The 17,284-nt window shown below is 41.4% G+C and carries 14 protein-coding genes and 1 tRNA gene; 5 read left to right on the top strand and 10 right to left on the bottom strand.

Features of this window, described 5'->3' with window-relative positions; translation table 11 throughout:
• Positions 1-65: 65 nt before the first annotated feature.
• Complete coding sequence (locus tag ABJH64_RS18410; RefSeq protein ID WP_348276368.1) at positions 66-1,751, bottom strand: AMP-binding protein; 1,686 nt, start codon at positions 1,749-1,751, stop codon at positions 66-68.
• Between the two features lie 157 nt (positions 1,752-1,908).
• Positions 1,909-3,066, bottom strand: coding sequence for an acyl-CoA dehydrogenase family protein (locus ABJH64_RS18405; protein ID WP_348276369.1), 1,158 nt, complete (start codon positions 3,064-3,066; stop codon positions 1,909-1,911).
• A 134-nt stretch (positions 3,067-3,200) separates the two neighbouring features.
• On the opposite strand from ABJH64_RS18405, the gene ABJH64_RS18400 reads away from it, so the two are divergent.
• Both ABJH64_RS18400 and ABJH64_RS18395 read left to right on the top strand, forming a co-directional pair.
• Positions 3,201-4,202 carry a phosphotransferase gene (locus ABJH64_RS18400; protein ID WP_348276370.1) on the top strand — a complete coding sequence of 334 codons (1,002 nt, stop codon included), beginning with the start codon at positions 3,201-3,203 and terminating at the stop codon, positions 4,200-4,202.
• Entirely contained in the window at positions 4,199-5,443 is a 1,245-nt protein-coding gene (locus tag ABJH64_RS18395) for an ADP-ribosylglycohydrolase family protein (protein WP_348299639.1), read from the top strand. Before ABJH64_RS18400 ends, ABJH64_RS18395 begins: the two co-directional genes overlap by 4 nt.
• 118 nt (positions 5,444-5,561) lie before the next feature.
• Here ABJH64_RS18395 and ABJH64_RS18390 read toward each other — a convergent pair whose 3' ends face one another.
• From ABJH64_RS18390 to ABJH64_RS18370, 5 genes are all read right to left on the bottom strand, one after another.
• Complete coding sequence (locus tag ABJH64_RS18390) at positions 5,562-6,146, bottom strand: copper resistance protein CopC (protein ID WP_348275673.1); 585 nt, start codon at positions 6,144-6,146, stop codon at positions 5,562-5,564.
• Positions 6,147-6,527: 381 nt separating this feature from the next.
• Positions 6,528-7,037: an acyl-CoA thioesterase gene (locus tag ABJH64_RS18385; protein WP_348275672.1), complete on the bottom strand. Its 510-nt coding sequence runs from the start codon at positions 7,035-7,037 to the stop codon at positions 6,528-6,530.
• Positions 7,038-7,145: 108 nt separating this feature from the next.
• Positions 7,146-7,787 (bottom strand): bifunctional nicotinamidase/pyrazinamidase, encoded by a 642-nt coding sequence (pncA, locus tag ABJH64_RS18380; RefSeq protein WP_348275671.1) that lies wholly within the window; start codon positions 7,785-7,787, stop codon positions 7,146-7,148.
• Between the two features lie 55 nt (positions 7,788-7,842).
• Positions 7,843-9,339, bottom strand: a complete 1,497-nt coding sequence (locus tag ABJH64_RS18375; RefSeq protein ID WP_348275670.1) for a nicotinate phosphoribosyltransferase — start codon at positions 9,337-9,339, stop codon at positions 7,843-7,845.
• A 53-nt stretch (positions 9,340-9,392) separates the two neighbouring features.
• A complete protein-coding gene (locus ABJH64_RS18370; RefSeq protein WP_348275675.1) occupies positions 9,393-10,208 on the bottom strand; it encodes a DMT family transporter in 816 nt (271 codons plus the stop codon).
• A 142-nt stretch (positions 10,209-10,350) separates the two neighbouring features.
• On the opposite strand from ABJH64_RS18370, the gene ABJH64_RS18365 reads away from it, so the two are divergent.
• Complete coding sequence (locus ABJH64_RS18365) at positions 10,351-10,800, top strand: peroxiredoxin (RefSeq protein WP_348275669.1); 450 nt, start codon at positions 10,351-10,353, stop codon at positions 10,798-10,800.
• A gap of 170 nt (positions 10,801-10,970) precedes the next feature.
• Here the strand turns inward: ABJH64_RS18365 and ABJH64_RS18360 are convergent, their stop codons facing one another.
• The gene (locus tag ABJH64_RS18360) at positions 10,971-11,621 is read right to left on the bottom strand and encodes an ABC transporter ATP-binding protein (RefSeq protein ID WP_348275668.1); all 651 of its coding nucleotides are present in this window, start codon (positions 11,619-11,621) and stop codon (positions 10,971-10,973) included.
• Between the two features lie 244 nt (positions 11,622-11,865).
• Here ABJH64_RS18360 and sucC point away from each other — a divergent pair, with 244 nt between their 5' ends.
• Both sucC and ABJH64_RS18350 read left to right on the top strand, forming a co-directional pair.
• Positions 11,866-13,080, top strand: coding sequence for an ADP-forming succinate--CoA ligase subunit beta (gene sucC, locus ABJH64_RS18355; RefSeq protein WP_348275667.1), 1,215 nt, complete (start codon positions 11,866-11,868; stop codon positions 13,078-13,080).
• 38 nt (positions 13,081-13,118) lie between these two features.
• Positions 13,119-13,192, top strand: a tRNA-Arg gene (locus ABJH64_RS18350).
• 227 nt (positions 13,193-13,419) lie between these two features.
• Here ABJH64_RS18350 and ABJH64_RS18345 read toward each other — a convergent pair.
• Together ABJH64_RS18345 and ABJH64_RS18340 are read right to left on the bottom strand one after the other, a co-directional pair.
• The gene (locus ABJH64_RS18345) at positions 13,420-13,812 is read right to left on the bottom strand and encodes a response regulator (RefSeq protein WP_348275666.1); all 393 of its coding nucleotides are present in this window, start codon (positions 13,810-13,812) and stop codon (positions 13,420-13,422) included.
• Complete coding sequence (locus ABJH64_RS18340) at positions 13,781-16,945, bottom strand: PAS domain S-box protein (RefSeq protein WP_348275665.1); 3,165 nt, start codon at positions 16,943-16,945, stop codon at positions 13,781-13,783. The genes ABJH64_RS18345 and ABJH64_RS18340 overlap by 32 nt, the downstream gene beginning before the upstream one ends.
• Positions 16,946-17,284 lie beyond the last annotated feature (339 nt).

Genomic DNA, 17,284 nt, shown 5'->3' with positions numbered 1-17,284 from the left:
CGGTCGCCGTTTCTTTATCGAGGAATGCTTAAAACTTATCCCTGAGACTGAAAACTGAATCCCAATCACTTTTCCCCCACCTTTGCCAAATGCGCTTCTTTGATCTTTCTTCTCAGAATCTTACCCACATTTGATTTGGGCAATTCATCTGTGAAATGTACTTCTTTAGGACATTTGTAGTTGGTAAGGAATTCATGACAGTGAGCCTTTATTTGCTCGGCAGTAATGCCCTGATCTTTTGTCACCACATAAGCGACCACACGTTCAGTTGATTTAGGATCTGGAACACCAATCACTCCTACCTCCAAAACTCCTGAATAGGATGCGATCACATCTTCTACTTCATTGGGATACACATTGAACCCGGAAACTAGGATCATCTCCTTCTTTCGATCGACGATTTTGGTGAAACCGTCCTTATCCATCACTCCTATATCGCCCGACTTGAACCACTCTCCCATCATCACTTCTGCTGTCTCCTTAGGTCTATGCCAGTAGCCTTTCATGACTTGGGGCCCTTTGATACAAATCTCTCCTCGTTCACCGACTGGAAGAATATTTCCCTCGTCATCAATGACCATCATCTCTGTATTAGGAAGTGGGATGCCAATGGTTCCATTTCTTTCGGTACCATCAATAGGATTGCAAGACGCCACCGGGGAAGTTTCTGTAAGGCCATAGCCTTCGGCCAAAGGAGTGCCAGTGACTGAAAGCCATTTTTCAGCTGTGGATTTTTGCACCGCCATACCCCCACCAACTGCTATTTTTAACTTGCTAAAATCCAAAGACTTAAACAAATCCTGATTGAGCAATCCATTAAACAATGTATTTACACCCGTGAAGACCGTAAACTGCTTTTTAGATAGCTCTTTGATGAATGCCGGCATATCCCGAGGATTGGTGATCAGGAGATTATGTGCGCCGATTTTGAGCATAGCGAGGCAATTTACCGTCAGTGCGAAGATGTGATACAATGGCAGCGCCGTAACGACAATTTCCTCTCGCTCCTTCAGCTTAGGCTTCATCCATGCTGAGATCTGCTGCATATTCGCCACGATATTTCCATGAGACAATTCTGCTCCTTTGGACACCCCTGTAGTTCCTCCGGTATATTGAAGGAAAGCTGTCTCCTTTAAGGAAATTTCTACAGTCTTGAATTTATGATTGGCACCTTGCGCTAGCGCAGATTTGAACGAAACGGCGTTTGGTATCGAAAAAGCTGGAACCATCTTTTTGATGTACTTAACCACCAAATTCACAATGGTACCTTTCAAGCCCCCAAGCAAATCCCCAATCTCCGTTATTATCACATGCTTTGCAGCAATCTCTGGCAGGATTTTCTCCAGATTATCTGCAAAGTTGGCCATGATAATGATAAGCTCGGCACCTGAATCCTGGAATTGATGCTTCATCTCAGAAGCAGTATAAAGCGGATTGGTGTTCACTACGATCATCCCTGCTCGCAAAGCACCGAACATCGCTACCGGATATTGAAGTGTATTTGGCATTTGAATCGCCACTCTAGTTCCTTTCTTGAGTCTGAGAACGTTGGTCAAATAGGAAGCGAAGTCTTCGCTTTTTTTATTGAGTTCATGGTATGACATCGTCTTTCCCATGCATTCATAGGCTACTGCATCACCGAAATTCTTTACACTTTCGTCGAAAAGCTCAACCACGCTGGAATATGCGGCACAATCTACTTCTTGAGGTACTGATTTAGGATAATGGGCAAACCAAGGGAAATCCTTCATGATGAGTGTTATTATTGGGTGATGATTATTTTTTGGGTATTTCTAATTTGTAGTCGAGGTGATCAGATTTCAGTCGCGGAATTTCGTCTTCAATCTCCGAACTACCTTCTCCCTTTGAAGTAATCAAAATCTCGGCTTAGGTCAAAAGAAACTTTAACTATTTCAAGATTTTTCTTGCTATCAATTCCTTCATTATCTCATTCGTCCCTGCATAAATACGCTGAACTCTAGCATCTGCATAGGCTCTCGCCACACCGTAATCCCACATATAACCGTATCCACCGTGCAATTGCACACATTCGTCAGCTACTTTGCACTGCAGCTCAGTCATATTGTATTTGGCCGCTGATGCCATCGCAGAATCCAATTTTCCTTCATTGTGCAGCTGAACCAAATGATCGCAGTAGATTCTACCTTGCTCCAAGGCTGCGCACATTTCTGCTAGTTTGAAACGGGTGTTTTGAAATTCAGAGATAGCTTGGTTAAACGCCTTTCGCTCCTTCACATACTTTACTGTCTCCTCTAGCATGTATTCTCCAAGTGCCACTGCTGCCAGCGACACCACTAAGCGCTCCTGTGCCAATTCCGTCATCAGGTATTTGAAGCCCTCTCCTTCCTTGCCTAGCAAATTCTCCTTAGGAACTTTGACATCCTCAAAAAACAGCTCGCAGGTATCCTGCGCATGTAAACCCACCTTTTCAAATGGTAGTCCTTTGGTAAAGCCCTTCATAGAATTATCCACCAGAACCAAACTTATCCCTTTGGCTCCTTTCTTAGGGTCGGTTTTCACCGCTACCACCACCACATCTGACAAATAGCCATTAGTAATAAAAGTTTTGCTTCCATTCACCAGGTAATGATCTCCCTTGTTTATCGCGCTGGTACGCATTCCTTGCAGATCACTTCCCGCTCCAGGCTCAGTCATTGCCACTGCACCTATATATTCACCAGAGACCATTTTAGGAATGTATTTTTGCAAGGCTTGCTGTGTGCCATAATGTAAAATATACGGCATCACTATATCATTGTGGAGCGGATAACCTATCGCAGGGCCAGAACATCCGCTCAATCCTAACTCTTCAATAAAAATGGCATTGTACCGAAAATCTTTGACGTCCATCCCTCCGAGGTGCTCTGGAGCCTGCATACCCAAAAAGCCATTTTCTCCCAGCTTGCGCCAACTTTCACGCGACACCATCTTATCTTTTTCCCACTGGGAGTTATAAGGGGTAATTTCTTTTGCTATAAAATCTCTGACACTATCTCTGAAAAGCTCATGCTGTTCCGTAAAAAGGGTTCGGGGTAATCCAAACATGGTATTTATACTTTAGGGTTTAATTCGCTTCGAAATTAAGAAATTAACTGCTTACACCTCGGCTTTGATTCGGAAAAGACCACAGGAGACTTCTGTTCGATCTTATGTAAAATCATTTCGGGGTCATAAAACTTATGTCTAGTTTCGAAGCTACTAACACAAAAAGTTCTATGATCGACCTAAATGAGCATTCTAGCCTTCATCTCGTCCAATCTCTCCCTATCTGGCAGGAAAATGAGAAACTGGAATCGATAGCATCAGCCGGAGAAAGCAACATGAATTTGGTTTTACGTGTGAAAACCAACTTAAGATCAGTTATTCTAAAGCAATCCAAACCGTTCGTAAGAAAATTCCCTCAGATCCCAGCTCCTATTGATAGAATTGAGATCGAACTCTGCTATTACCAGCTTATAGAAGATGACGAAATACTCAGCAGTTTTAGTCCCAGGCCTCTTAACTACAATGCAGAACATCACATCCTCCTCATAGAAGATCTTGGGAATGGAACGGACTTTAGCGCGATGTACGGGCAAGATTACACGTGGGATTCCAGTGATTTTAATGCACTCAGTCAGTATCTCAATGCACTGCACGAGCTACAGGTTAGCAATTTCCCAGATAATCTGGAAATGAAAAAACTTAATCATGAACACCTTTTTCAATTTCCATTTGAAGAAGAAAATGGGTTTGATTTGGACAGCATACAGCCAGGATTGCAGGGGCTAAGTTTAGCCTACAAAAGAGATTTAGATTTAAAATCAGCTCTTGAAGCCTTAGGAAAGCGCTATTTGTCCCAAGGCACCATTCTGTTACACGGTGATTTTCACCCTTCCTCTTGGCTGAAAACGGAGAATGGCGTGAAATTCATTGATACAGAATTTGCTTTCATGGGAGACTGTGAATTTGATCTAGGAGTGCTATTTGCTCATTTTGATTTGGCCCAGCAGGACACTAGCTGCCAGTCGAATTTCCTGAAGCTTTACCGACATTCTTATTCAGAAAAGCTAGTGGATGCCTACCGAGGCATGGAAATCATGAGAAGACTTATTGGCATTGCCCAGCTCCCTTTATCTCTAACTTTAGAGGAGAAAAAATCCCTTTTGGAGAAAGCTAGACTACTTATTTTATCCCAATGAAATACCTTCCTCTTATATTTCTACTGGCTCTTGTTGCAGCTTGCAACCCATCTGCTTCCACAGACAAAATAGATTTCTCAGATGAGCCTGTCCCCGAACTAGGACTTACCGAGAAGCAACTGCATGATAAAATCCTGGGTATGCTAGTTGGTTCGGCGATAGGTGATGCCATGGGAGCGCCAACAGAAATGTGGGCTAGAGACCAGATTAAGCTGGAATATGGATTTGTGGAGAGCCTAGATTCTATGATTCGAGAAGTATCTCCTGAGGGAATTTGGATTGCAAATCTGCCTGCCGGTGGAACTACTGATGATACCCGTTGGAAGATGTTGACGGCTGAATTTTTACTTTCCCAGAAGTCAAATCAATTGGATGCCAAAGACTTTGCAAATCACATTCTTAAGAACTACGAGTCCTATGCCAAAGAATTTAAGGAGATAGAAGCCACTGATCCAGAGCCATTTGAGGCTATTTCTTTAAAATTAGGGTGGCTACAAGAATGGGCCAAGGTTAGTCAGCCATTCATAGATGACAACTTAGTGGGCTATGCTGATTCCCTGGGAAAATTTTATGGAGGTGAAATGGTTTGCGCCGGATTACTTTATGCGCCAGCCCTGGGTTCATATTTTCCCGGAAATCCAGAAAAAGCATATCAGGAAGCCTACCGACTTTCCCTATTCGATATTGGCTACGCCAAAGATATCTCTGCCCTATCCGCAGCCATGACAGCTGCTGGTATGAAAATCGATGCCGATTCCGATGACTTGCTCGCTTCCTTACGATTAGATCCTGCCAACTACTTTGAGAGTAGGCTGGTAGGAAGAACTGCCCACGGTATTTTGATGAATGCACTGGCAATCTCTGCTGATGCTTCAAAACAAGACAGCTTGGGAAATCAACTTCATCCAGAGAGTAAATCCCTTCAATTTGCCTTTGAGCAGCTAGACCAACGACTGCAAGACATGCCATTCCATGCCGGAGAAATATGGCTTCAAACGCTTACAGCGATGATCTATACAGATTTTGATTTTATGGGAACGCTTATGTTTCTGGTAAATTATGGCCGGGACAATGATACGACTGCAGCTATCGCTGGAGGAATTCTGGGAGCCTATTATGGTTTTGACAGCTTACCAAAGCTCGAGCGGGAAAAAGTATTGAAAGTCAACAAGGAGTTGCTAGGCATAGACTTAGAGCAGGTGGCTGAGGAATTGACCGCACATAGATTGCGGATGAGGTGATCGAGAAATATCCCTGTATGAACGTTCAGTAGAAATTTCTTTGCATGCAGAAAAAATAACCACAAAAAACCCCAAATCTTTCGATTCAGGGTTTTGGCACTAAGGGTTGGTATAGAATTCAAAAATAAATCGTGCGGCTTCTCCCTTGTGTATCTGTCACTTCCATGTAAACTTCTTCAGCGTCCAATCCATTTAATCTGTAGTTTTTGCGAAAACCTTCAGCTTGCTCTACGGTCTCCTCATGTACCACTCTGTCATCAGCTATACGCTTGATTTTCACTTCTGTGCCAGCTTGGTCCAAGCCCACTACTAGGAGATTCACTGTATAATGATCCACTTTTTTGCCGTAGGCCATCAAAGGCAATAACGCTGGAGTTGGCTTTTCCTCCTCAACAGTCTCTACGGTGTACATAACTTCCTCCGCGTCGGTACTAATAAAGACTTGATATTTCCCCGTAGGAAGGCTATTCAAGTCATAAGGAACCCGAAGGTCTTCATTGGCCTTTACTGAGCGTTGATGTAATTTCTTTCCGTTCATGTCATAAATGGCAATTTTAGCTTTGCCCACGCCTTCATTCAGGTGAACAGAGATTTTTTTGTAGTTCGTGTGGACTGATGAGTTGGCTTTAAGATCCTCAGCATCAACAGCAAAGGCGCTAGTGGCTAAAAGTCCGGCAAGTGCGAAAGTGATTAGAGTTTTCATAATAATGTTGGTTTAGAGTTATGCTTCTCCCAGTTGCTAACCGCGTACCAACCGTGCCATAAGAGCATTTTAGCGGAGCTTTCACCGCTAATCTGTCTGATAAAAATTAACACAAACGCAATATATTATTTGGTTTAAACCAGCACATCACTTGAATTCCTGTATAGAAATCGATCGATTTAGGAGTATCCTGTATTGAAGTCGTACAGTTTCGGGGTATGGGATAAAAATTGAAGGTTACAACTTCTTGACTTTGTTAGGAAAAATTAATTTTTTGAAAAAATGTAAGTCCTTGAAATTAAATTATTTAAAAAACAAAAACCTGTACGGTGGTGTACAGGTCTTGTTCGCTGAGATACAAAGTTTTGATAAATATCAAAACTACCTGAGTTCCTGAGCTAATGATTTCACGCGATCTTTGATCTGTATGCCTGAGATATCCTCATTCATGGAGGTAGCCATCAAGAACTCATTGACTGCTCCGGTATGATCGGTGGACTTGCCTTCCGCCAGCGTCACATAGCGCATGGTAGTCCATAGCAGTGTTTTCAATTGCGTCTCATTATCATCGGTCATGTAATATTCCAGGATCACCGTATTATGATTATGCCAAATGATACGACTCTTAATCCGCACCCATTCACCAACCTGGGCAGGTTTCACATACGAAATATTATGATTATAAATCACCCAGGCGGCTTGATACTTTTTGATGAAATCCATCATTTCTACCCCATAAAGCTTGGGAACCTGATCTTCCCGAGCGTTGAAAAAGTAATCGAAATACTTCGCATTGTTTAGATGACGAAGCGGATCACAATCTTGAAAGCGGATCAGTACTCGGCTTTCCGTTTCTTTTGGGTAATTCTTCTCTGGGTTATATTCAAACATGGTTGATTAGTTTATTCTGAGAGTAACTTGAGCGTTAGATTTCTTTTAAGGTGACATTACAATTGCCAATTCAAGCGTAGTGGAGAGTCTGACTGGTGAAAAACCAACTTAACTTGAAGCGAGAATAGCTGAACTTTCAATAAGCTTCACTCCTGCACTCTTCAGCTCTTCCAAAGCTTTGTCTCCATCTTCTGGATTAAGATTGACAGCTTTGGTAGCATCCGTGATCAGGTAAGTATTAAAACCTAGACTGACAGCGTCCAGAGCCGTGAATTTCACACAGTAATCCTGAGCCAGTCCAGTTACAAAAACATTCATAATTCCTTCATTTTGCAGAAAATCTCCCAATCCAGTATCTTCTCTTCTGGCATTGTCAAAGAATCCTGAGTAAGAATCCACGTCAGGATTTTTACCCTTTTGGAAAATGGCCTTCCACTGAATCGGATTCAGGTCGTTATGAAATTCTGAACCTTCTGTACCTTGCACGCAATGGACTGGCCATAGAATCTGCTCTAGTCCAGCTAATTGAATGAATTCCCCTGGGTTTTTCCCTTCATGATTAGCAGCAAAACTTCCATGATCCGCAGGGTGAAAATCCTGGGTAGCTACAATAAAGGTGAACTTTTGCTGAAGTGCATTGATAATGGGAATGATAGAATCGCCTTCCCTTACTGCCAAAGCTCCTCCAGGTATAAAGTCATTTTGCACATCTACGATTATCAGCGCCCCATTTTTTAGATTTATTGCCATGGATTGTTTGTTTAGTACTGCATTATGAAGTGTCTTTGCTCCCTGCTAAAGCGAATTATTTTTCAGTATCATTACCGGTATCAGTTGGTTTCGCTTTCAAGACCAACTCCATTCTCAATCGATGTAGATTTTCCTCCAAGCCTATAGGATAAAGATGAGGGTTCACCAATCGTTTATGAGTCTTGTCAAGCGATTCTAGCTGAACCTGAACCCTCTCCCTGATCTGATGAATAGTCGGAAGTGTATAGGCGAGCTTGCCTCTGACGAAAATTGCTTTAAGTAGTATTTCTTCCTGATAGAATGCCGGCATCAATCGCTTTCTCCGTGTCGGATCAATTGGGTCAATAATCAATGCAGCCTGAGGATTCAGCTCCTGAGATTCCAGGTAGATCATATCTGCGACAGCCTTTCCCTTGGAAAAAAACCTCTTTACCGTATGCAAACCTGGAATATTGATCTTCAGCGATTGCTGGGAAAGTTTGACTTTGGGAATCCACTGACCATTATCATCCTTGATCGCCGACAATTTATAAACTCCCCCAAGGGCAGGTTGATCAAATGCCGTCACCAGTTTGGTTCCAACTCCCCACACATTGATCGATGACTCCTGACCTTTAAGAGAAGTGATTATATGCTCATCCAAGTCATTGGACGCGACAATTTTAGCATTTACAAATCCAGCTTCGTCGAGCATTTCTCTCGCGACATTGCTGAAGTAAGCCAAGTCTCCGGAGTCGATGCGTATTCCTACCAGCTCTTTTCCCCTGCTTCGCAAAGCATTGCCCACTTTAATGGCATTCTTGATTCCATTGACGGTATCATAAGTATCGACTAGGAAGATGGACTGATCAGGAAAAGCATCTGCATAGGCTTCAAAAGCTTCCATTTCCGTCTCAAAAGACATAATCCAGCTATGCGCATGAGTTCCTGACACTGGAATTCCAAAGAGTTTTCCCGCCATCACATTGCTGGTAGAAGAACAACCTCCAATATATGCAGCTCGGGATGCTGCCAGTCCCCCGTCGATTCCCTGAGCCCGACGCAACCCAAATTCCAATACGGGTTCACCTTGTGCCGCCAAATTAATTCGGGCAGCTTTGGTGGCGATCAAACTCTGGAAGTTGATGATATTCAAAAGTGGAGTTTCCAGCAACTGGCATTGGATTAATGGGCCCTTCACGCGAATCAAAGGGGTATTTGGAAAAACTACTGTCCCCTCTTCTACCGCGTCTATATCGCAGCTGAACTTCATTTGCTTGAGGTAATCCAAGAATCCACTTTCGAAAAGAACCTGCCCTTCATTCCCTTTCATGGTAGCTAGGTAGTTGAGGTCTTCTTCGGAAAACTTAAAGTTCTTGCAATAATCTACGATGTAATTCAATCCGGCAGCGATGGTAAATCCGCCTTGAAATGGATGTTTTCTGAAAAACAGGTTGAATACAGCCTCCTGCTCAGCCTTACCCGACTTCCAATAAGCATAAGCCATCGTGAGCTGGTAAAAATCTGTCAGCAGCGCTAGAGAGCCCTGATATAGGTCTTTCGTGATTTTCATTTTGAGTAGTTAGCTTCCTTCAAAAATAACCTCCTAAAGGCTCCTATCCAATTCTAAGATGAAACTTGCTTTATCCTCATATTTAAGAGAATTCCTAGCAACACCAGCCCCATTCCTACATATGCCAAAGCATTAAAGGTTTCTCCGAAAAAGAAGAAACCAAAGATCAAAGCGTAAACAATCCCTATATAAGTGAGGCTGGCAACCTTCGAAACGTTGGCGTTTTGGTAGGCCACAGTCAGAAAATACTGCGCTGTTTGTGTACAAATCCCTATAAATAGCAAAATCGCCCAATCCCAACCTTCAGGATTCACCCAGCCAAAAGCTGACACGATCAGCGCAAAAGGCAAGGTAACCAGCGGGAAATAGAAAATGATAACTAATGGATGTTCAGTATTTTTCAACCTGCGAATGACATTGTAAGCTAGACCTGAAAATATCGCAGAAATAATCCCAACCACCGCCCAAAATGTATCTACTCGCGCATCGACTCCTTGAATCACCAGAACTCCAGCAAAGGAAATGGCAAAGAAGAGGAATTGAATCGGCTTCACTTTTTCTTTCAAAAGAAAAATTCCGAAGATGGTAGTGAAAACAGGAGACAAATACTGGATAGTCACAGCACTCGCCAGCGGAATGTTTTGTAAGGTGTAGAAAAAGGAAATCAACCCAATAGAACCCACAATCCCTCGGATAACAAGCCATTTCTTGTTGTTCCCAAAAACATTGACCTTCTGCTTTCGAAGAAATATATAACTAATTACCAATGAAATAACAGATCGAAATGCAATGATCTCTATGGCTGGAATATGAGGAATGTACTTGACTGAGACATTCATCAGAGCGAAAAATACACCAGCCAAAAGCATGGCCTGGACACTGTTAATCTTCAAAATAGTAGCTTTTGGAAGTGATCTATTTCTAAGCCATTACGATTGTCAATAGTTCAAATATTTTTCAAAATTTCAAAAACAGTCCGAACCATTCCATAGTACTTATGCTTTAGTAGGTATGGCACTAAAAACTGGAAGTATCGCCCCTGAATTCACCTTGGCGTGTACTGGTATCACTCTACTGAACACTGCAAAAGATCTTAAAGGAAAGGCTTTTATACTTTATATCTATCCAAAGGATTTCACCAAAGTCTGCACAGCTGAAGCCTGCGAATTCAGAGATCAATTCGAAGCATTTCGCAAGCTGAACATACCCGTTTATGGAATGAGTAAGGACGATATACCCACTCACGACAAATTCAAAAAAGAGCACAGACTTCCATTCGAGTTGCTTTCAGATCCCACAGGGAAGGTATGTAAGTCCTACGATGCCTTGATTCCTTTGATAAAAATGCCCAAGCGGATCACGTATTTGATCGATAAAGACCATAAGATCGCAGCTGTATTTTCAGATATGTTCGAATCGAAAGGACATATTGAAGCGATGCTGAAGAAACTGGAGAAGTAAGGATTTCTTAGGGCTACTCGACGTATTTGAATCTCCCGCAAAGGCGCCAAGGCGCAACATTTGAAATGCTATGAGGAATCATTTCTATGGAGGAACTTTCAATCCAGCTTTTTCGGGAACTTAGAAATCTCTTTTCTTAAATCTCCCTTCCTAATCTAGCTTCTAATATCTTATAAAATCAGCCCATCCTTCATCACTACTTTCCGATCAGCCATCTCAGCCAACTCTTCATTGTGCGTAACGATCACGAAGGCCTGACCCAACTCTTTGCGAAGGGTGAAAAATAATTCATGGAGGCTTTTTGCATTTTGAGTATCCAAATTTCCACTTGGCTCATCAGCGAAAACTACGGCTGGACTATTTATCAATGCTCGTGCAACAGCCACTCGCTGCTGCTCTCCACCGGAAAGTGTGGATGGCTTATGGTCCAAGCGATGTGAGATACCAAGCAGTTCTGCCAGTTCACCTGACTTCTTTGCCAGTTTCTCAGGGGATGCATTCCCTATTAATCCCGGTATCATAATATTTTCCTGAGCTGTGAATTCAGGAAGTAGGTTATGAAATTGAAAAATAAAGCCAATCCGCTCGTTTCTAAATTTGGCTAATTCGTCGCCTTTCAGATCGAGCAGCTTTTTCCCATCCATCTCCAAAGAACCCTGATCTGGATGATCCAACGTACCTAAAATATGAAGCAAGGTGCTTTTTCCTGCCCCCGATGAACCGACTATAGAAACAATTTCAGAAGTTAAAATTTCTAGATCTACTCCTTTCAAAACTTGAAGGCTTCCATAAGATTTATGGATTCCATTGGCTTTCAGCATGCTAACATTTTTTATCCAGTCAAAAATAGAACAAATGCCTATCTCAACAGGAAATTAACAGCTTTTTTTACCGAAAAAGGAAAAAGCCCGGTTTGATTTATAGACTTGAAGGGCTTAACTTCGCACAAAAATTTCCAAAGGATGAAATCACGCATGACTGAAAAGTCAGAGGGCAAACACCCCCGATCATGCGAGATTCCTGCCGATAGGCAGGTGTGACATTTGAGAAAAAAATCATACATATATGAATATTCACGAATATCAAGCTAAAGAAGTATTAAAGGGTTACGGAGTTCGCATTCAGGAAGGTATAGTCGCCGACACACCTGAGGCAGCTCATGAAGCAGCCGTTAAGTTGAACGAGCAAACCGGTACTAGCTGGTATGTGATCAAAGCTCAGATTCACGCAGGTGGACGTGGAAAAGGTAAAGTCAACGAAACTGGTTCAAACGGTGTTGTGCTTGCCAAGAAATTGGAAGATGTAGCTGAAAAAGCTAAAAATATCCTTGGTGGCACTTTGGTTACGCACCAGACTGGCCCAGAAGGAAAAGTTGTAAATAAGGTGTTGATCGCTGAGGATGTCTATTATCCAGGTGCTTCTGAGCCGAAAGAATTTTACCTTTCTATTCTATTGGATAGAGCTACAGGAAGCAATGTCATCATGGCCTCAACAGAAGGTGGAATGGACATCGAGGAAGTAGCTGAGCATACTCCTGAGAAAATCATGAAAGAGTGGATCGATCCTAAAGTTGGTCTTCAGCCTTTCCAGGCTAGAAAAGTAGCTTTTGCTCTTGGCCTTTCTGGAAATGCTTTCAAAGAAATGGTGAAATTCATCACGGCACTGTATGCTGCCTATGAAGGAACTGACTCCTCTCAGTTTGAAATCAACCCAGTTTTGAAGACGTCTGACGATAAGATCTTGGCAGTAGATGCTAAAGTGAACATCGATGACAACGCACTATATAGACAAAAAGGATTAGCTGAATTGAGAGATGTAGCTGAAGAAGATCCTTTGGAAGTAGAAGCTGGCGAATCAGGTTTGAACTATGTGAAGCTTGACGGAAACGTAGGTTGCATGGTGAACGGAGCTGGTCTTGCAATGGCTACTATGGACATGATCAAATTGGTAGGTGGCGAACCTGCTAACTTCCTAGATGTGGGAGGAGGAGCAAATGCCACTACAGTTGAGGCTGGTTTTAGAATCATTCTTCAAGATCCAAATGTAAAAGCAATCCTAATCAACGTATTCGGTGGTATCGTAAGATGCGACAGAATTGCGAGCGGTGTGGTAGAGGCATACAAATCTATCGGTGACATCAGAGTGCCGATAATTGTAAGACTTCAGGGAACAAACGCTGCGGAAGGTGCAAAAATCATTGATGATTCAGGATTAAAAGTATTCTCTGCGATCACTCTGAAAGAAGCTGCTGACAAAGTTAAGTCTGTCCTAGAGGGATAATTATTAAGTGTACTGAACAGCAATCCTCGGTACATCATGCACTCGTAGTTCAACTGGATAGAATATCAGATTTCGGCTCTGAGGGTTGAGGGTTCGAATCCTTCCGAGTGCACAAAAGCTCAGGCGTAAGTCTGAGCTTTTTCCATGTTATACCTTTAGTTTATGCTAAAAAAATTGGTTCTACCATTTGCATATTGGTTTAGCTGAAAAAAATTCTAAAGGATTGGAAGTTTAGAATTCCTAAATGAGCTTACCTCGAAATGTATATAATGCTTATTTCTTCCCTACTCCTACTGAATTGTTCTACTGGTTTGAGCAAGTAAAACCGGATATTCCAACTCAATGGAACTTTAAAGTTGGTAAAATAATCTTTTCCAGATCCTCATCTTTCAAAGGCTTTTTTAAGAAAGATTGTACATTTTCATTCTTTTGCGCAGCTTCTCGATCTTCTGGATCTACTGATGAGGTCACAATATGGACCTGAAAATCTAATTCATGCTCATCCAATGAGATAGCTTTTAAAAATTCCCATCCATTCATTTTTGGCATATTCAAATCCAAAAAAACAAGATAGGAGTTGGATGGATGAGATTGAATATAGTTAAGTCCTTCTAGCCCGTTTTCAAATACTACTAATGGTATATGAGGAAACCTCCTATTAATAATTTTTGTGTGAACAAAATTTATAATTGGGTCATCATCAATTAATAGGATTTGTGTTAACTTCTTCATTCACTGCTTCAGTTTTATTAACGATCTCGAGGATCACCCGATCCAGCTCTTCAGCAGAGACGGAAATCAGATCAAAAATTTCTTCATTAGATTTACCTCCTCCATCGTATTCTCTTTTCAGGTAGATCAGACTCATAATCCGCGATAAGGGTGCTCTAATTACGTGCGACTGCAGCCATGCGATTTCTCTCAGCTTAGAATTCTGATTTTTGATCCGCTCAAGTTGCTGCTTTGATTTAGTTATATCCAAAACTGATCCAATTGACCTTAAAGGCTTTCCATATTTGTCGCGAAGGATATAGCATCGGTCCACGAAGTAGGCGATGTTTCCTTTTTGAGCACAAATTTTATATTCAGCTGACCAGAATGAAACATTCTTGTTTTCAAGAGCTTTCTCGAGAGATTTCCATACTCTATCCCTCTCATCAGAGGGAAGTTTTCTACACCAGGAATTATCCATGGTGAACCGCTCATTTTCTTTGTAATTCACGAGTTCACTATAGCCTTTGCCTCTATAAATAGTCTGCTTCTGATGATCTACTTCCCATATCATTTCGTTGCTAGCTTTGATGGCTAACTGGAAACGTTCATTACTTAAAGCCAACTGTAATTCATATTCTTTCCTTTCGGTGATGTCCTGTATGGTACCCTCCAATCTAAAAGGGACTTCATTTTTATCCAACACCAAACGGATTTCTTGATGAACCCATTTAACCTCATTGGAAGAGGTAATAATTCTATGTTCAAAACTATTTACTTTACCGGGTTCAAGATGGGCTATAGGATCATCTTCTAGCAGATATCTGTCTTCCGGATGGAAGGTTTTCTTTACATTTTCTATCGTAGGAATGAAAACATCCGGTTCACAACCATAGATCTGATAGGTTTCTTCACTCCATTCTGTCAGGTCTGAGTTCAAATTCCTAAACCAATACCCAAGTTTGGCTATTTTTTGCGCCCGCATGAGTCTTTCATTAGCATTACTCAGCTTTAATTCAGCTAGTTTTTGGGCTGTAATATCTTTAGCAACGGCAAAAATAATTTGAGATTCCATTACGACAGTTGCTTTCCAAATTAACCAGATAATTTTGCCTTTCTTGGTGACAAACCTGATTTCCAATGATCCTGTCTCTGCTCCTTTGGTGAGTTCACCTAACCTTTTCCGGGCAACCGGAACATCGTCTTCAAGTAGAAATTTAAAGATTGGATTGCTTAACAACTCATCTTTATCATATCCCAAAATTTTAGCAAAGGCGTAATTTACCTTCTTCAAGTAGCCATCAAAACCCAAAATACCGTGAGGATCCGGAGAAATTGTAAAGAAATTCCTGTATTGTTCTTCGGTGATTTTTTGTTTCAGTACGGCCGCAAGCTGAATTCCCAAATCGCTGAGAATTTTTACCTGCGTGATGAGTTCATTTTTTGGCAAATCAGACAGGCATAAAATACACCCTAAAAATTCCTTATTATATAAAATTGGAATTCCAATTGAAGTTGTCAAAATGGTGTCCTTAACTTGGTAAGTGCGTAAAAACTCCTCACTCTGATGAATATTTTCTAAGGTTTGGGATTTTTTTGTCTCCCAAACTTTCCCCGGAAGTCCCTCTCCTTTTTTCAAAGAATGAATGTTCACACCTTCATAAAATCGTTTTAAAATAGTGGGTTTACCTGATTTAGCGATCAAATCCAGTCGGGATCTATCCTCAGCCACTAGCCAAATTTCAGCAACACTGATATGACACATCTCGCTGATTTCCTTCATAGCCTCAGTAAGACAAAAAGTAAGTGAAGCTGGTTGGGAGATAGCTTTGGTCAATGTTGCCAGCATAGTCACTGACAATCTTTTTTCCACCTCAAGCGTAACTTCCCGGGTGTTAGCGATGATACCTGAAATATTGGGATCCTGGAGGTGATTGGTTAATTCAGTTTGTATCCACCGCCATTTCTTCTCTCCATCCAAAAAACGATAGGGTTCTATGGATACCCTGGTAGTAGAAGCTAGCAGTTCCAAATCCTTCGCAATTCGCGGAATGTCATCCTGATGTATATAACTAAAAGCATTTTTACCGACAAACTCTTCGGCAGGAATACCCAAAACATTCTTGGAAGTGGGTGCCACGTAGGAATAATTACCGTTCAGGTCGATAATGGCAATAAGGTCAGAACCATTTTGGACCAGAGAGCGAAACCTAGCCTCACTATTTTTCAATTTCTGCTGCGCCTTATCCTGATTGATCTTATATGACAAATTGGAAAGGATAGTTTTCAAAACCTGAATTTCGTTGGACTTCCAGATTCGATTATTAAGAACATCCTCTAACGTCAGGAAACCATCCAATTCTGAATTAATTTTCTGTGGGATTGCCAAGAAACTTTTTACGCTTTGTCCCATGAATTCTGATTTAGTCTGAGACGCTTGCAATTCTTCAACTAGGAAATCAACAACATGGCCGGACAGTAGGTCATCCCTATATCGAGGGTATTCTTCCAGCAGAACTTCAAAAATATTAGATTCAATCAAGCCATTACTCGATTCATCATTGCTACACCAGGTGACTTTTGCTGACCTAATCGCCTTTCTCGGTGACTTCAAATAAAAACATAGCCTGTGAACTTGCAGATAATCCCCGAGAAGCAGGAAACTATCTTCCAATGCATTTTTATAATTATCTGATTTAAGAAAAATCTGATTAATCTCTCCTACTAATGCCAGGACTCCTCTTTGCCTTTCAATTTCTTCCCGTTTTTCATGCCTGTCAGTCAAATCAACCGCAGTGACAATCTGAGCTTCTTTTCCCTGATAATTTATCTGGTTGCTATTAATATGAACGTAGATAATACTTCCATCCTTCTTTTGATGGCGAAAAAGTCGATCCTTATCCATAACAGGCGCATTTTGACGGATTTCTGCTACAGATTTCTTTAATAAAGGAATATCCTCTGCTGGTCTAATATCGATCAGCGTCATCTTCAAAAACTCATCTCTACTATAACCATAGTGGGATATAGCTTCCTGATTTACAGCCAGAAAAGTGAGCGTATTTCGATCATATATCCACATGGGAAATGGAACAAGATCGAATATTACTTTATCTACATCTTGGTTTGAAAAAGAAGATTGCAAAGCTGTCATTTCTTCTATGTAGCATTTCAATTGGACTAAAGCAACTAAAATATCAGAAAAAAACAACTAAACCGTTAGACCAAAAAGCGGCTTCCAGTAGTATTTTTTTATCATTCTATTACTTTCTGCCAATCCAAACGAGTGCCAGTCACCTTGGATTCTTTATTTATATACCTTGAAGACAGATGACTAGGGCATCCTCAATTTTCAAGTTTAAAAAACCCTGCATTGATCATTCCCCTTATTCAGGAACCTTTCAAAATAGACGCTCCCCGAGCTTTTGTGAAGAAGAAGAGTTAATTCTAGGTCCTATCCTTTCCAGATAAAAAGGGAAAGCTTTTGTATAAA

Source organism: Algoriphagus sp. (genome assembly GCF_039969895.1).
In the GTDB taxonomy this organism is placed as follows: Bacteria; Bacteroidota; Bacteroidia; order Cytophagales; family Cyclobacteriaceae; genus Algoriphagus.
The sequence above is the reverse complement of the archived record's forward strand: the minus strand, read 5'-3'. Positions and strand labels throughout refer to the sequence as shown.

What these genes read in the sequence shown, in the direction of transcription:
- ABJH64_RS18340 (WP_348275665.1), bottom strand. Translation starts at nt 16,945, where the DNA reads ATGACAGCTTTGCAATCTTCTTTTTCAAACCAAGATGTAGATAAAGTA.
- ABJH64_RS18370 (WP_348275675.1), bottom strand. Translation starts at nt 10,208, where the DNA reads ATGCTTTTGGCTGGTGTATTTTTCGCTCTGATGAATGTCTCAGTCAAG.
- ABJH64_RS18400 (WP_348276370.1), top strand. Translation starts at nt 3,201, where the DNA reads ATGTCTAGTTTCGAAGCTACTAACACAAAAAGTTCTATGATCGACCTA.
- ABJH64_RS18410 (WP_348276368.1), bottom strand. Translation starts at nt 1,751, where the DNA reads ATGAAGGATTTCCCTTGGTTTGCCCATTATCCTAAATCAGTACCTCAA.
- sucC (WP_348275667.1), top strand. Translation starts at nt 11,866, where the DNA reads ATGAATATTCACGAATATCAAGCTAAAGAAGTATTAAAGGGTTACGGA.
- ABJH64_RS18390 (WP_348275673.1), bottom strand. Translation starts at nt 6,146, where the DNA reads ATGAAAACTCTAATCACTTTCGCACTTGCCGGACTTTTAGCCACTAGC.
- ABJH64_RS18395 (WP_348299639.1), top strand. Translation starts at nt 4,199, where the DNA reads ATGAAATACCTTCCTCTTATATTTCTACTGGCTCTTGTTGCAGCTTGC.
- pncA (WP_348275671.1), bottom strand. Translation starts at nt 7,787, where the DNA reads ATGGCAATAAATCTAAAAAATGGGGCGCTGATAATCGTAGATGTGCAA.
- ABJH64_RS18385 (WP_348275672.1), bottom strand. Translation starts at nt 7,037, where the DNA reads ATGTTTGAATATAACCCAGAGAAGAATTACCCAAAAGAAACGGAAAGC.
- ABJH64_RS18365 (WP_348275669.1), top strand. Translation starts at nt 10,351, where the DNA reads ATGGCACTAAAAACTGGAAGTATCGCCCCTGAATTCACCTTGGCGTGT.
- ABJH64_RS18360 (WP_348275668.1), bottom strand. Translation starts at nt 11,621, where the DNA reads ATGCTGAAAGCCAATGGAATCCATAAATCTTATGGAAGCCTTCAAGTT.
- ABJH64_RS18405 (WP_348276369.1), bottom strand. Translation starts at nt 3,066, where the DNA reads ATGTTTGGATTACCCCGAACCCTTTTTACGGAACAGCATGAGCTTTTC.
- ABJH64_RS18375 (WP_348275670.1), bottom strand. Translation starts at nt 9,339, where the DNA reads ATGAAAATCACGAAAGACCTATATCAGGGCTCTCTAGCGCTGCTGACA.
- ABJH64_RS18345 (WP_348275666.1), bottom strand. Translation starts at nt 13,812, where the DNA reads ATGAAGAAGTTAACACAAATCCTATTAATTGATGATGACCCAATTATA.